At 71.1% G+C, this 14,118-nt stretch carries 12 protein-coding genes; 7 read left to right on the top strand and 5 right to left on the bottom strand.

The annotated features are described in order from the left end of the window. Positions 1-54 precede the first annotated feature (54 nt). The 3 genes from OG331_RS41900 to OG331_RS41890 form a co-directional block, all read right to left on the bottom strand. Positions 55-1,476, bottom strand: coding sequence for a flavin monoamine oxidase family protein (locus tag OG331_RS41900; RefSeq protein WP_406206887.1), 1,422 nt, complete (start codon positions 1,474-1,476; stop codon positions 55-57). Positions 1,477-1,674: 198 nt separating this feature from the next. Then, positions 1,675-2,562, bottom strand: coding sequence for an NAD(P)-dependent oxidoreductase (locus OG331_RS41895; RefSeq protein WP_406206884.1), 888 nt, complete (start codon positions 2,560-2,562; stop codon positions 1,675-1,677). Between the two features lie 125 nt (positions 2,563-2,687). Beyond that, positions 2,688-3,863 (bottom strand): acyl-CoA dehydrogenase family protein, encoded by a 1,176-nt coding sequence (locus OG331_RS41890; RefSeq protein WP_406206881.1) that lies wholly within the window; start codon positions 3,861-3,863, stop codon positions 2,688-2,690. A 247-nt stretch (positions 3,864-4,110) separates the two neighbouring features. Here OG331_RS41890 and OG331_RS41885 point away from each other — a divergent pair, with 247 nt between their 5' ends. The 5 genes from OG331_RS41885 (at position 4,111) to OG331_RS41865 (ending at position 8,613) form a co-directional block, all read left to right on the top strand. Further along, on the top strand, positions 4,111-4,698 hold the full coding sequence (locus OG331_RS41885) for a maleylpyruvate isomerase N-terminal domain-containing protein (protein ID WP_406206878.1): 588 nt from the start codon (positions 4,111-4,113) through the stop codon (positions 4,696-4,698). A gap of 269 nt (positions 4,699-4,967) precedes the next feature. Next, on the top strand, positions 4,968-5,348 hold the full coding sequence (locus OG331_RS41880) for a YybH family protein (RefSeq protein WP_406206875.1): 381 nt from the start codon (positions 4,968-4,970) through the stop codon (positions 5,346-5,348). A 108-nt stretch (positions 5,349-5,456) separates the two neighbouring features. Further along, positions 5,457-6,875 (top strand): flavin monoamine oxidase family protein, encoded by a 1,419-nt coding sequence (locus tag OG331_RS41875; protein ID WP_406206872.1) that lies wholly within the window; start codon positions 5,457-5,459, stop codon positions 6,873-6,875. 47 nt (positions 6,876-6,922) lie between these two features. Then, positions 6,923-7,351 carry a YybH family protein gene (locus OG331_RS41870; protein ID WP_406206869.1) on the top strand — a complete coding sequence of 143 codons (429 nt, stop codon included), beginning with the start codon at positions 6,923-6,925 and terminating at the stop codon, positions 7,349-7,351. Positions 7,352-7,437: 86 nt separating this feature from the next. Next, positions 7,438-8,613: an acyl-CoA dehydrogenase family protein gene (locus OG331_RS41865; protein ID WP_406206866.1), complete on the top strand. Its 1,176-nt coding sequence runs from the start codon at positions 7,438-7,440 to the stop codon at positions 8,611-8,613. 99 nt (positions 8,614-8,712) lie between these two features. On the opposite strand, the gene OG331_RS41860 is transcribed toward OG331_RS41865, so the two are convergent. Next, complete coding sequence (locus OG331_RS41860; protein ID WP_406206863.1) at positions 8,713-9,258, bottom strand: flavin reductase family protein; 546 nt, start codon at positions 9,256-9,258, stop codon at positions 8,713-8,715. A 188-nt stretch (positions 9,259-9,446) separates the two neighbouring features. On the opposite strand from OG331_RS41860, the gene OG331_RS41855 reads away from it, so the two are divergent. Further along, the gene (locus OG331_RS41855; RefSeq protein ID WP_406206861.1) at positions 9,447-11,042 is read left to right on the top strand and encodes an aspartate aminotransferase family protein; all 1,596 of its coding nucleotides are present in this window, start codon (positions 9,447-9,449) and stop codon (positions 11,040-11,042) included. Between the two features lie 194 nt (positions 11,043-11,236). Then, on the top strand, positions 11,237-13,549 hold the full coding sequence (locus OG331_RS41850; RefSeq protein ID WP_406206858.1) for a BTAD domain-containing putative transcriptional regulator: 2,313 nt from the start codon (positions 11,237-11,239) through the stop codon (positions 13,547-13,549). Here the strand turns inward: OG331_RS41850 and OG331_RS41845 are convergent. Beyond that, positions 13,502-14,086, bottom strand: a complete 585-nt coding sequence (locus OG331_RS41845; RefSeq protein WP_406206855.1) for a hypothetical protein — start codon at positions 14,084-14,086, stop codon at positions 13,502-13,504. The genes OG331_RS41850 and OG331_RS41845 overlap by 48 nt on opposite strands. Positions 14,087-14,118: the final 32 nt, after the last annotated feature.

Here is a 14,118-nt window from a genome sequence, read left to right as displayed (position 1 = left end):
GGACGGGGACCGCACTCCCCGTTTCCCACCGCCCGGTCATGGCGCTGCCGTCGGTCAGCCGGCGAGGGTTGCCGCCTGTTCCGCGGCACGGAAGCCGGACTCCAGGGCACCTTCGACGAAGGCGCCGTTCCAGCCGCTCGCTATGTCACCGCCCGCGAAGACGATGCGGCCGAACGGCTGCTGGATGTCCGGCAGCTGGCGCAGGAGCTGCCCCGGCCGGCGCAGGCCCCAGCCGCCGCGCGCGTACGGGTCCTTGTGCCATTCCTTCGCCCGGTACTCGACCACCCTGGCCTCCGGCAGCAGCCCGCGGACGGCGGCGTGCACCGCCTGCCGGTCGGACACGTCGAGGGAGGGGCCGGTGAAGGCGACGAAGATACGGCCGTCGGGCAGCTGTTTCTGCGGGATCAGCAGCAGAATGGGGGCGCCCTCCGGTGCCTGGGCGGAGACCGCCTCGGAGGTGCCCCGTACCCGCAGCCACAGTTTGGTGGCGTGCGGGACGCCGAGGCCCTCGCGGGCGGCGTCGGCGTACACCTTGGGCAGGCCCGGCTCGAAGGTGAGCGTGGACCACATGTTGACGGGTGTGGCGAGCACGACGACCGGCGCCTGGTAGACCCGGCCGCCGCGGACCTGGACGTGGGTGAGGCCGCCGCGCTCACGGATCGCGGTGACCGGCGAGTTGAGGCTGACGGTCGCCCCGGACTCGCGCAGCATCCGCTCCAGGATGGCGATCATGCCGCCCTGGGGCAGCTGGCTCATCACCGACAGGAACCGGTCGTAGGTGCCGCCCGCGAGCTGGTACCACTGGGCGAGGCCGGTGAGGGAACCGGTGTGGTTGCCGCCGGCGAACACCGAGGTGGCACCGCTCACCCAGTCGTGGTCGACGCCGGACAGCCCGAGCTGGGTGATGCGGTCGGCGAGCGAGACACGGTCCACCGACGCCAGCAGGTCCTTGCGGTACAGCGGCTCGTAGGGCCGCTCGAAGTACTGCTCGGAGCCGGCGTAGAAGTCCGCGAACAGGCTGTTGAGCCGGGCGCCGGCCTCCTGCGGGGAGTGGCTGACGTAGCCGTCCGGGCCGGGCATCACCATGCGGGTGGCGTGTACGTCCTCGGTGGTGGTCAGCGAGTAGCGCCGCAGTTCGCGGGCCACGAGGTCCTGGCCGGGGCCGAACCAGCCGCCGCCCAGTTCGATGTGCTCCCCGGCCAGGGTGCCGGGCTCGATGCGGCCGCCGATCCGGCCGCGTGCCTCCAGGACCAGGACCTTCATGCCACGGGCGCCGAGCTCGCGGGCCACGGTGCCGCCCGCGTAGCCGGCGCCGACCACGATGGCGTCGTAGGCAGTGCCGTCGGCCGCGGCGGAGGGCGCCGTCGCGGTGACGGCACCGGCGGTGAGCGCGGTGGCGCCCGCCGCCTTCAAAAGCGTTCTTCTGTTGACGCGTCCGTTGGCGCGTGGGGTCGTGCTGTCGCCGTTCTCGGTCATGGAACACACCTTTCGCGAAAACCGGGAATTGCAGGACGGAAAGCGCACGGGACCGGCACACGAATCGGCAGCCGGAATCAGAACGAAGGCCCATTGGATTACGCGACGCCGGTGTGCGGGCATGTGGAAGGGGCCGGCTCCGACGGGGGATTCAGAACCGGCCCCTTCGTCAGGGGGTGAAGCGAGTACCGGACCCGGTCACTGCTGCGGGCGGCGGTACGCCTTCACGACACTGGCGTAGCTGTTCTTGGCGTGGCCCTGGGCGATGATGCCCTCCATCAGCGCCTCGGAGTACTTGGGCAGTTCGGTGTCGACGCCGAGCGCCTCGCTCTCCTCGACGAGGTGCTTCAGTGCGCCCAGGTGCGTCTCCAGGGTGGCGTCGTTGGCCGGGAACTTCTCGTCGCCGGCGTCGATCTGCGCGGCGTAGTCGGCAGTGAACATCTTGATGGCGTCGAGCCACATGTGCGCCCACGGCAGGAACTCCTGAGCCTTGACGCCGCCGGTCTCCACGATGGCGACGCCGTGCAGGAAGCTGTTGAGGGCACCCCACATCAGGCCGAGCAGCGACACGTCGAACAGGGCGGGCTTGCCGTGGTCGGTGCCGAGGTAGGTGGTGCCGCCGCCGAGGAGCTTCAGGACGGGCTCGTGGGCGTCGAAGACGGCCTGGTCGCCGGCGTAGAAGAGGACCGAGGTCTCGGCACCGATGCCGGGCGGGGTGATCATGATGGCGCCGTCGAGGTACTTGGCGCCGTTCTTCTCCGCCCACTCGGCGGTCTGGCGGGCCTGCTCGGAGGAGCCCGTGGTCAGGTTGACCACGGTCTTGCCGTGCAGGGCGTCGCCCAGCGAGCCGATGACGTCGTGCACCACGTCGTACGTCGACACACACACGATCACGAGGTCGCTCGCGGCGACGGCGTCGGCGGGGTTCGCTGCGAGCACCGCGCCGTCCGCGACGAGGCCGTCGGCCTTGTCCGCCGAACGGTTCCACACGGTGGTGGCGTGACCCGCCTTCAGGAAGGCGGCGGCGAGGGCCTGCCCCATCAGGCCGAGGCCGAGCACCGACACCGAGGTGTGGTTGTCACCCATGAATCAATTCCTCCAGTACGAAGTGGTGTTGCAGTACGAAGTGGTGTTGCTCAACGGGCCGGCCCGCTGGGCGTGCCGGTGGGAATGCGGTCCGGGGCGCGAGCCCCGGGGGAATGGGCGTCGACTCAGAGGAAGACGGTGCCGGGCTCCAGGCCGACCAGGACGCGGCCCTGGAGTTCGAGGTTGACGTCGGCGTTGGCAAGCGCGTGCAGGGAGAAGCCCTGGATGTCGCGGTGGAAGCGCTGGAGGTGGACGTCGCGCCGGATGACGGAGCCGCCGCCCGCGTTGAACAGGATCTGCACGGCCTCCTTGGCCAGTTGGGCGGCGAAGCCGGTCTGGCCGCGCACGATCGCCTTCTCGGCGTCGGTGGGCTGCTCGCCGGCGTCGGCGCGCTCCTGGAGGAGGGTGAGCCAGCGGGTCGACAGGGCCTCGGCGGCGTCGATCTTGTTGGCGGCGGTGGCGACCTGGATCTGGGTGAGCGGGTGCAGCTTCTGGTCGGTCCAGTCCGTGTACGTGATCCCGCGGCCGGGCAGCCGGTCGAGGAACAGCTCGTACGCACCGCGCGCGATGCCGATGAACACGGCGGCGCACTCCGCCATCACGAAGCTGAGCAGGCCGTAGTTGCGCCCGGTGGCACCGGTGTTGGAGCGGTCGCCGGTCGCGCTGACCATGACCTCCTCGAACGACACGGCGTGGTGGGCCGGCACGAAGACGTCCTCGGCGACCGCGGTGGCACTGCCGGTGGCGGCGCCCGCGGAGACGTCCCAGTCGTCGACGATCTTGAGCTGGTCCATGGGGACCAGGGCCATGATCTCGCCCTCGGTGCCGTTCGGGTTGCGCACCATCGCGGCGGTGAAGTCCCAGTCGGCGCCTTTGCAGCCGGTGTTGAACTTCCAGGTGCCGTTGAGGGTGTAGCCGCCCTCGGTGGGGACCGCGACGCCGGTCGGCGCGAACGCGCTGGAGATCTTGACGGAGCCGGCCGCGAAGACCTCCTCCTGGGCCCGGTCGGGGTAGAGCGTCGCCGTCCAGGTGCTTGTCACCCACACCATCGCCACCCAGGCGGCGGCCGGGCAGCCGCGCCCGATCTCGGTGATGACCCGTGCCTGGTCGGCGAGCGGCAGGTCGAGCCCGCCGAACCGGCGCGGCACGGCCATGCGGAACACCCCGGCCTTCTCCAGGAGTTCGATGCTCTCGTCCAGCAGCCAGCCGCGGTCCTCGGCGGCGCGCCCGTTCTCACGCAAGGTCGGGACAATGCCGTCCACGGCTTCCAGTACGGCTGCCAGGTCGTCGTTCGTAGCCATTTCCGGCTCCTCGATAGTGATTCCTACTGCCGGTCGAGAGGCGCGAGAACCCAGCGCTCTCCGGGCAGTTCAAAACCTTACTGAACGGCCCGGAGAACTCAGTAAGAGCACACTCATCGCCCGGTCATCACCCCTACATCTCAGGGAAACCGGCCGGACCTGACGCACAATTACTCGCCAATTACCGGACACAGACCGGAAAATGAGCGGACGGTGCGCGCGAGGCCTCGTATGGGAACATCCCCACATGACTCTTTCATGGCCCGAACTCGTACGGACGGCGGCCGAGGACACCACTTCGGCACTCGAAAAGGGAGCAGATCAGGACTGGCGCGGAAAGGCGGGTGATCTGGACTGGAGCTGTCGTGAAACCCTTTCGCACATCGCGCTCGGGGTCGTGGGTTACGCGGGTCTGCTGATCGCCCGTCCCACCGACCGCTACATCACCCTGTTCTCCTCGATCGACGGGCACGCCCCCGTCCCGGCCGCTCTCGAAGGCATCCGGATCGCCGGCAGGCTGCTCGCCGGCACGGTCCGCGACACCGAGCCCGAGGCCCGCGCCTGGCACCCGTACGGGCACTCCGACGCGGCCGGTTTCGCCGCGATGGGCGTGCTCGAACTCGTCGTCCACGGGCGGGACATCGCGCAGGCGGTAGGCGTGGAGTACACGCCGTCGGACGCCCTGGCGGCGCCCGTGGTCGAGCGGCTCTTCCCCGACGCGCCGGTCGGCCACTCCCCCGCCGAGACGCTGCTGTGGTGCACGGGACGCACCGGGCTGCCGGGCCTGCCGCGGCGCGGCGCCTGGCGGTGGGACGGCCGGGTGCGCCAGTCCTAGCCCTCCCCCACTCACCGGACCAAGTGCCGCCGGGCGACTCCCAGTCAGTCGCCCGGCGGCACTTTTGCATGGTGCCTGGTTCACGCCCTACCGCGGTGAGACCACGGCATTACCGCAGCGTGGCTGGAACGTTGAACCTGCCCGAATAGTGTCGGCCACGGAAATGCACGAGCGCCCGCACCGACCGTGCGTACACCCATGGAGCGTTCCTTTCTCCTGGACGTTCCTCCCAAACGTTCTCCAGCCAAGAAGGCAGGTCGATTTCCGCCATGTCCGAGCTCGTCGCGGAACTGGAAAACCACACCGCCCGCTACGTAGAGGCCGTCAATGCCGGCGACTTCGAGACGGTCGAGAAGTTCTACACCGCCGACGCCGTCGCCGTATGGGAACCGGGCAAGCCGCTCAGCGGTGACGAACGCCGGAAGTACCAGCGGGAATTCCTGGAGGCCGGGCCGCGGATGGCCGCAAAGCCCCGGCAGGTGTTCGTGACCGGAGAGACCGCGCTGATGATCGTCGACTGGACGATCGACATCCCCGGCGACGACGGCACGACGGAGCACCTGGAGGGCGTCGGGGTGGACGTGCTGACCCGGGGTGCGGACGGGGTGTGGCGCTACGCCATCGACGACCCGTACGGCCAGGCGAGCTGACCGGCGAGAGCGCCGCGGCACGCAGACCCGAAAGCACCTTGGCTCATGAGTGAGATGTCGGTTCCGCACGGCGGACCCGCACCTAGTACACGGGGGACACACAGCACCATGCACAGCACCGGACCCACCAGCCGGCAACGGCCGGCGCGCCGCACCCTGCTCAAGGCGGCGGGGGCGGCGGCCGTCGCCGTACCCGCCCTCGCCCCGGTCGCCTCGGCCGCCACCCGGGCCGCCGAGGCGGCGGACTGGGACGTCGTCGTCATCGGCGCGGGGTTCGCGGGCATCACCGCCGCCCGCGAACTGCGCGCCCGCGGCAAGCGGGTGCTCGTCCTGGAGGCCCGCGACCGCCTCGGCGGCCGCACCTGGACGGACACCTACGGCGGCCGGCTGATCGAGCGCGGCGGTACCTGGGTCGAGCCGACCCAGCCCTACCTCGGCGCCGAACTCACGCGCTACTCGCTGGCGTTGGAGGAGGACGAGCCGATCTCGACCACGTGGCTGCCGACGCCGAACGGTCCGCGGCAGTTCACGCCGGAGGACGGTTTCGGCCGGATGGGCACCCTCTTCGAGCGCATGTTTGACGGCTCGCGGACGTACTTCGAGAAGCCGTTCCAGCCGCTGCACCGGGCCGACCTGCTGCAGAGCCTGGACAAGCTGTCGCTGCGCGACCGCCTGAAGCAGCTCGCCCTCACCCCCGAGGAGGAACTCCTCGTCAACGGGCAGACGGCGGTCTACTCCGGCGGCGCCAGCACCACGGGCGCCTTCACGATGTTCGCCCACTGGTGGGCCCTGGCCGGCCACACGAACCAGGGCTGGAACGACACCATGCGCTGGCGCATCGCCAAGGGCACCAAGGCGCTGCTCCAGGCGATGGTCAACGAGGCCAAGCCGACGATCAAGCTCAGCTCGCCGGTCGCCTCGGTGAACGACACCGGATCACTGGTGTACGTCACCACCACCTCCGGCACGCGCTACAGCGCCAAGGCGGTCGTCGTCGCGATGCCGGTCAACGCCCTGAACACGGTCAAGTTCACCCCGTCCCTGCCCGCGGCGCTCACCACGGCCGCGAGCCAGGGAATCGCGGTCTCCAACGCGGTCAAGCTGTGGATCCACGCCCGCAAGGGAGCCGGCCGGGTCTACGGGCAGGGCGCCGAGGGCGGCTCGCCGATCCCGATGCTGCTGCCGTTCAAGGAGACGTCCGAGGGCATGCTCTACGTGGCCTTCAGCACCGATCCCCGCTTCGACGCGACCAACGTCACCCAGGTGAAGAAGGCCGTGCAGCAGCTGGGCGTGAACCTGGACGTCATCGGCGTCAAGGTGCACGACTGGGGTCGCGACCCCTACGCGCGCGGCGGCTGGGCGTTCCGCAAGCCGCGTCAGCTCACCACGCTCTACCCGGACGTGACCTTCACCAGCGGGCGGCTCTCCTTCGCCAGCGGCGACATAGCCAACGGCTGGAGCGGCTACATCGACGGCGCCATCGAGTCCGGTCTGCGCGCCGCCCGGCAGGCAGCGGGCGAGGAATGACCGCCGGCACATCACCCACCCACCCCCCGGAAGGGAACCGCACAGCCATGTCAGCCACCTCCTTCACCGTCCCCTTCGACCCGGAACGGCCCGACCTCACCTCCGACACGGACATCCAGAACGAGATCTTCATCCAGGTGTTCAACTCGGGTGACGGCGAGCTGTTCAACCGTCTCTACCTCGACGACTCGATATCGAACTTCTCCGGCGAGCCCCTGACGGGCGCCGCCCGGCTCAAGTTCTTCAAGGACTTCCTCGCCGCGAAGCCGACCCTCAAGGCGAAGGTCACCCACTCCTACGTGGCCGGGGACGTGGCGCTGATCGGTGTCGAGTACTCCATCGACACCACCGGCCCGGACGGTGAACCGGTCCGGCTGGAGGGCGTCTGCACCGATGTGCTGCGCCGCATCGAGGACGGCCGCTGGCTGATGGCCATCGACCGTCCGGTGGCCGCGAGCGGTCTCGTCGCCGACTAGTACGCCCGGGAGCCCCCCTGGTGCGCCAGGGGGGCTCCGCCGTGCCGGAAAACCCAGATGCCCCTCAGACGGCCCGAGGAGAAGCAGTGACCGAACAGCAAGACCTGGCGTCCGTACTGGACGCCGTACGCGATGTCGTCCCCACGCTGCGCGCGAACGGCGCGGACGCGGAGGACCGGCGATGGATCCCCGACGAGAACATCGAACTGCTCGACAGGGCGGGAGTGTTCCGCACCGCGGTGCCCCGCGCCCACGGCGGACTCGACTTCGGCGCGGCCGACCAGTTCAAGGTCATCGCCGAGGTCGCACGCGGCTGCCCGTCCACCGGCTGGCTGACCATGGTGTGGCTCACCAGCACCTGGTGCGCCTCCCTCTATCCCGACCGGGCGCAGAAGGAGGTCTTCGCCGACGGCAGCGCCCGCGTCTCCATCGTCTTCGCCCCCACCGGCACGCTCGCCCCCGTCGACGGCGGCTACCGCCTCAACGGCACCTGGGGCTACAACTCCGGTGTCCGGGGCGCCGACTGGGACCTGCTGGCGGCGATGGTGGAGCGCCCCGACGGGACCCACGAGGAACTCGTCGCCCTGGTCCCGGTCTCCGAGCTGAAGGTCACCGACGACTGGCACGTCAGCTCGGGCTCCGCCACCGGCAGCTGCACGACCACCGCCGAGAACGTGTTCGTGCCCGCCCACCGGGTGGTCTCCCTGGAGGAGGCCATGGTCAGCGCGACCGGCGACCGCGCGAACACGGGCGCCACCGGACGCAACTACGGTCTGCTCGGGTACGTCCTGTCCGGCGTCGCGGCCGCCTTCACCGGCATCGCGCGCGGTGCGTACGAGCTGTTCCTCGACCGGCTGCCCGGCCGCGGGATCACGTACACGGACTGGACCGACCAGAAGCTGCACCCGCTCACCCAGATCCAGGTCGCCACCGCCGCCAACAAGATCGACGCCGCCGAGGCCCTGGCAAACCTGTGGCTCGGGGTCCTGCAGACCCGGGCCGACGTGGGCGAGCAGCCCACCGACGAGGAGAAGGCCGTGATCCGCGGCCGGACGGCGTACGCGGCGCAGCTCGCCAAGGAGGCCGTCGAGCTGTTGTACGCGGCGAGCGGCGGCTCGGTCATCCGGCGCGAGGTCGCCCTGCAGCGGTTCCACCGTGACATCCAGGGCTTCTCGCTGCACGCCCTGGTCCAGCGCGACGCCAACCTGGAGGTCCAGGGGCGCGTCCTGCTCGGCATGGACCCGGGGACGTACTTCCTGTGACGGCCGGCCTCCCGCGACGGCGGGAGGCCACCGACGCGCGACAGGGCGGCACCATCCCGGTGGGTGGTGCCGCCCTGTCGTCACGTCCGCCGGCGGTGGTCAGGAGGCGGTGACGGGCTTCCCGAAGCGGCCGTTGACGAACAGCAGCTCGTCACCGGCAGCGCCCGCGCCCGCCGCCAGTACGGTGCCGATGAAGATGGTGTGGTCGCCGAACACGTGGGACTCGGTCAGCTCGCACTCCAGCCACGCCACCGAGTCGTCGAGCAGCGGAGCCCCGGTGTGCTCGCCGGCGCGCCAGTCCCCGCGCTCGAACTGGGCGGCACCCAGCGTGCGGCTCTTGTCGGCGAAGTGCCGGGCGAGGGGCTCCTGGTGGGCGCCCAGTATGTTCACGGCGAATCGTCCGGCCCCGGTGAGAGCACCGTGCATGACCGCGCTGTGGCCGACGCTGCACAGCACCGACGGGGGGTCGAGGGAGACCGAGCTGAAGGCGTTCGCCGTCATGGCGTGCAGGTGCTCTCCGCCCACGGTGAGGACCGTGACGCCGGTGGCGAAGCGGGACATCACCTCGCGCAGCCGGTCCGGCCGTACCGGCTCGTGACCGGAACGCACGGCAGCGTGATCGAGTTCGGCGGACGCGGAATTCATGCCACTCTCCGATGGGTCACGGGACACGTCTGTGCCGTCCGCACGGAATGGGCGGCCGGCGAAATCAACGTAGTCGCGGCGCCTCGCGGTTCCTTCATGCCCGGGTAACCGGTGGGCCTCCTGCGACGGGGCGGGACCGATGACCTTTCAATGACCGGATGTTTACCCGGCCATCGGACCCTGAGGGCATGACTGAGACCTCCGCCGCAGCCGCGGAACGCGAACTCGCCGAGCCCTATCTGCGCCAGGTACTCGACACCGCGGGACTGGCGGTGGAATACGTGCGGGCCGAGGCGAACACGCTGTACGTACGCGACGACGACGGCACCGAGTCGCCGGTCGTGGACTTCGCCGGCGGGTACGGCTCGGTGCTGCTCGGCCACCACCACCCCGAGATCACCGCGTATGCCCGCGAGCTGCTCGCCGAACACACCCCGATCCACGCGCAGTTCTCACGCCACCCGTACGCCAACCGGCTGGCCGCCGAACTGAACCGCATCATCGCGCGGGAACTCTCCGATGACGAGCCCTATTACGCCATCTTCGGGAACAGTGGCGCGGAATCGGTGGAAGCCGCTGTCAAGCACGCCGAACTGGACCGGGGCATACGCATATCCGAACTGCTGGGCTCCGTCGACGCCGAGCTCGCGGCGGCGCGCACCGCCGCGGCGAACGGGTCCGCCACCGTCCACGGCGAGGCGGCCGCACGTCTCGGGGTCGCTCTGGCCGCCGACGACAACGATGCCGTCCGCCTGCTGGAGACGGCGATCAGACGCCGCAACGACGAAGTCGCGGCGACTCCACCGCTGTTCCTCGCCCTGGAGGGCGGCTTCCACGGCAAGCTCGCCGGCAGTGTGCAGCTGACCCACAACGAGGGCTACCGGCTGCCCTTCAAGTCCCTCGGCGCGCAGGCGCGGTTCGTCCCGCACGACAGCCCCGAGGACCTGAACGCCGTCCACGCGCGCGAGCGCCGGGTCCTGCTGGGACTGAGCACGCACAACGGCAAAATCACGGTGACGGAACACGAGTTCCCGGTGTTCTGCGCCTTCCTCGTCGAACCCATCCAGGGCGAGGGGGGAATTCGCGTTCTGTCCCGCGAGTTCGCCCTGGAGATCCAGGAGTTCTGCGCCCGGATCGACTGCCCCGTCGTCGACGAGATCCAGAGCGGAATGGGCCGCACGGGCGCACTGCTCGCCAGTTCCCGAATCGGGCTGCGCGGTGACTACTACACCCTTGCAAAGACGCTCGGCGGCGGCATCGCGAAGGCGTCCGTGATGCTGGTGCGCGAGAAGCGTTATCGCCGGGATTTCGAGATCGTGCACAGCTCGACCTTCGCAAAGGACAGCTTCTCCTGCCACATCGCGTTGAAGGTCCTCGAACTGCTGGAGAGGGACGGCGGAGCGGCCTATCGGCAGGCCGAGGAACGCGGTGCGGCTCTGCGCGCGAAACTCGACTCGCTCCGGGCGGAATTCCCCGACGTGGTGGCGGAGGTGCGCGGACACGGGCTCATGCAGGGCCTGGAATTCCGTGACCAGTCCGAGGCCTCGTCGCCCGAGTTGCGCCAGATCTCGCAGAGCGGCCTGTTCGGCTATTTCCTGGCGGGCCATCTGCTGCGCAGGCACCGGGTGCGGACGTTCCCGACGGCCAGCGCGGTCGGAACGTTGCGCTTCGAGCCCTCGATTTATGTCACAGACGCCGAACTGGATCAGTTGCACTCCGGACTGCACGACGTGTGCACACTGTTGCGCAAGCAGGCCGGCGACGAACTCACTGCCGGTCACTGATCCACTCCTGGTGGATCCGTCGTCTCCCCCCACCGGCGGACTCCCAGGGCATCTCCGGCGACGGGCCGGCCGTGACCGGGCCGGCTCGCTCGACCGGACGCAGTACGGGAAACGGACCGTGATGAGACCCGATCGGGCGACACACCGAACCCGCGCAACGCAGCACGCCGGAGCGAGCAGAAACGGGGGAGTTCATGCAGTTCCGCTTATTGGGGCCACTGGAAGTCGAGAGTTCGGGCGGACCACCGGGCAGTCTGGTGGACCTGGGCGGGCACCGGCAGCGCGCGGTACTGGCGTATCTGCTGCTGCAGGCGAACCAGGTGGTGTCCACCAGCCAGTTGCTGTCGGCCCTGTGGGCCGACGACGGCGCGCCCATGACCGCGCGCAAGATACTGCAGAACGCCGTCTGGAAGCTGCGCGGCGTCCTGTCGCGGCCACCGCGGGCCGAGCACGGCCCCGAGTTGCTGACCCGTGCGCCCGGCTATCTGCTGCGCGTGCCCCCGCTCCACGTCGACCTGCTCGACTACGAGCAACGGGTGGTGACGGGCCGGGCCGCCCTGGCGGCGGGCGAGGTGGAACCCGCTCGTCGGTCGCTCGGCGAGGCGCTGGCGTTGTGGCGCGGGCCCGTCCTGTCCGACCTCGTGGAGGAGGGCATCTGCTGGCCGGAGCTGACGGCCCTGCAGAACCGGCGGCTCGATGTCATGGAGGACCACTTCGAGGCCGCCCTCGCCTGCGGCCGGCACCAGCTGGTGCTGCCCGACCTGGAGAGCCTGGTGGCCGCAGAGCCGCTGCGTGAACGCGCCTCGGGTCAGCTCATGGTGGCCCTGTACCGGTGCGGGCGGCAGGCCGAGGCGCTGGCGGTGTTCGGCCGGGTGCGCACCGCCCTCGTGGAGGGGCTCGGACTGGAGCCGGGGCGTGAACTGCACAGGCTCCAGCAGGCGATCCTCACCCAGGACCCGACGCTGGAGGTGCCTCGCGCGGTGGGCGGCCGGGGGGCGGCGAACCTCGCCCCTGTCCTCCGGCCCGCGGAATCTCCGCCGGCACCCGCCGCGCCCGCCGCGGCCCCCGCACCTGCGACACCGACAGCGCCCGCGGAGCCGGCCGCGGCCACAGAACCGACGGGACGCACTGAGCCGGCGGATCGCGCGGAGCCGACGGCGCCCGCGAAGCCGGCCGTGCCGGCCGCCGAGGTCTCCTCCCCCGGCCGGCACGAGTCCCGTACCGCCAGCGTGGTCATGTTCCGCTTCGGGCTCGGCGAGGAACTGGGCCAGGTGCCGGCCGAGGACCGGGACCGGGTGCTCGACGCGCTGACCCAGCTCGCCCGCGAGAAGACCGAACTGCACGGCGGCCGGGTCACGGCAGTGCTCGGTTCGAAAGTGCTCGCCGTGTTCGCCGACGGGGCGGATCCGGCCGACAGCGCCGAGCGCGCGGTCCGCACCGCGTCCGCCGTCCGCGCCGGCCTCAGTGTCCCGACCGGCACACTCACGCCGCCGCAGGCCGCCGTGCGCGGTCTCACCGTGCATGCCGCCGTGGCGTCCGGCGAGGCCCTGCTGCCGCGCCGGCCCTCGGACGACCCGCCCCCGCCGTGGGGTGGCGGCAGGCTCGTCGACACCTGCCGGTCGATGCTGGCCCATGTGCAGGCCGGCGAGATCCACGTCTGCGACGAGACCCGCCGGCAGGTCGAGCGGGCGGCAACGTTCCGGCGCGCCTGCGCATCGGCTGTCGCCCCGTGGGAACTGCACGCACTGCACGACGGGGCATCGGACCTGTCGTGGGATCGAGTCGGAGCCGGTGTCCACGTCAGCGAACTGGCGCTGATGCATCACACCCTGCAGCACACCCGCCGGCGCTCGGCGGCTCATCTGATCACCCTCATCGACGGCTCCGGCCGCGCCCGGACGCGCCTGCTCATGGAGTTCCAGCGGCAGGTGGAGGAGCTCCAGGGCGGCCCCGTGCGGGTGCTGGCCGGCACGGTTCCGCCGCCGCAGCAGGCCGGCTCGGCGCTGTCGGTGCCGGCGGAGATCCTGGCGGCCTACTGCGGCATCGACCCGGGCGGCCCGGAGGCCCACGCGGCCGGGCGGCTGCGAACCACCCTGAATCGCCTCTGCGGCGATCCGGCCACCGTTGCCGACCTGTACGCACCCCTGGCCCGGCTGCTGTCGCCACAGCGTGCGGCGGACGAGGAGGAGGTCGCCGAGATGCTCCGGGCGTGGGGAACGTTCCTGGCGCGGGCCGCGCGCGAGCAGCCGCTGGTGCTGATCTGGGACGACCTCCAGCACGCCGACGACACATTGCTGGACTTGGTGGAGCGGATGACGCAGACCCACGTCGGCGCGCCGCTGCTCGTCGCGGTCGGCGCGGACTCCCGGCTGCCGGACCGGCGTCCGGGCTGGGCCACCGCACGCCCGCGCACGGTGACCCTCAGCCTGAGCCCGGAGACGGGCGACTGTCTGGACCGGCTACTGGAGTCCCTGCTGCCGCCGCTCCGGGAGTCCGAGGTCGCCTGAGCGCGTCCCGCCCGTGCCGGTGAGGCGGATGGCACGGGCGAGGGCGCCCAGGGCCCGCGGGACGCCCGCAGACCCGTCGGGCAGGACGTCCGCCGCCGATTCGACGAGCAGGGAGCCCGCGACCGCCTCCCAGCGAGCCCCGGCGCCCGGACGCACCGGTCCGGCGGACCCGGCCGGACCGAGCACCCGCCGCGCCCACGCGGTGATCCGGGTCCGTTCCGCCGCGGTGACGCCCGGTAAGGCCCGCAGTCCGGCGGCGAAGCGGGCCAGTATCTCCTCGGCGTGCTCGGCGAGCAGGGCGTCCTGCCGCGCTCCCCCGCAGCCGGGCGGGCGGGCGAGGGGCGCGGAGTCAGCCGGCCGCGCCGGTCCGGCGCCCCGGGGGCGACTGGCTCGGCTCAGCCCTTCGTGCAGGGCCTCGGCGAACCGGGTGCCGACGAAGACGGCCAGCGGGGCGTCCACCTCGCCGGCGGGGGCAGCACGCACCGGCCGGGGCGAGGCGTGCGCGGGGCGGCGGGTCTGTGGGGATGCGATGTCCATGCGGACAGCACATCAAGTCCCGCACACACCCC

Source organism: Streptomyces sp. NBC_01017 (genome assembly GCF_045162795.1).
Taxonomy (GTDB): Bacteria; Actinomycetota; Actinomycetes; order Streptomycetales; family Streptomycetaceae; genus Streptomyces; species Streptomyces machairae.
The sequence above is the reverse complement of the archived record's forward strand: the minus strand, read 5'-3'. Positions and strand labels throughout refer to the sequence as shown.

Bases quoted from the DNA above. Each gene is read 5' to 3' on its own strand.
- OG331_RS41900 (WP_406206887.1), bottom strand. From the start codon at position 1,476: ATGACCGAGAACGGCGACAGCACGACCCCACGCGCCAACGGACGCGTC.
- OG331_RS41895 (WP_406206884.1), bottom strand. From the start codon at position 2,562: ATGGGTGACAACCACACCTCGGTGTCGGTGCTCGGCCTCGGCCTGATG.
- OG331_RS41890 (WP_406206881.1), bottom strand. From the start codon at position 3,863: ATGGCTACGAACGACGACCTGGCAGCCGTACTGGAAGCCGTGGACGGC.
- OG331_RS41885 (WP_406206878.1), top strand. From the start codon at position 4,111: ATGACTCTTTCATGGCCCGAACTCGTACGGACGGCGGCCGAGGACACC.
- OG331_RS41880 (WP_406206875.1), top strand. From the start codon at position 4,968: ATGTCCGAGCTCGTCGCGGAACTGGAAAACCACACCGCCCGCTACGTA.
- OG331_RS41875 (WP_406206872.1), top strand. From the start codon at position 5,457: ATGCACAGCACCGGACCCACCAGCCGGCAACGGCCGGCGCGCCGCACC.
- OG331_RS41870 (WP_406206869.1), top strand. From the start codon at position 6,923: ATGTCAGCCACCTCCTTCACCGTCCCCTTCGACCCGGAACGGCCCGAC.
- OG331_RS41860 (WP_406206863.1), bottom strand. From the start codon at position 9,258: ATGAATTCCGCGTCCGCCGAACTCGATCACGCTGCCGTGCGTTCCGGT.
- OG331_RS41855 (WP_406206861.1), top strand. From the start codon at position 9,447: ATGACTGAGACCTCCGCCGCAGCCGCGGAACGCGAACTCGCCGAGCCC.
- OG331_RS41850 (WP_406206858.1), top strand. From the start codon at position 11,237: ATGCAGTTCCGCTTATTGGGGCCACTGGAAGTCGAGAGTTCGGGCGGA.
- OG331_RS41845 (WP_406206855.1), bottom strand. From the start codon at position 14,086: ATGGACATCGCATCCCCACAGACCCGCCGCCCCGCGCACGCCTCGCCC.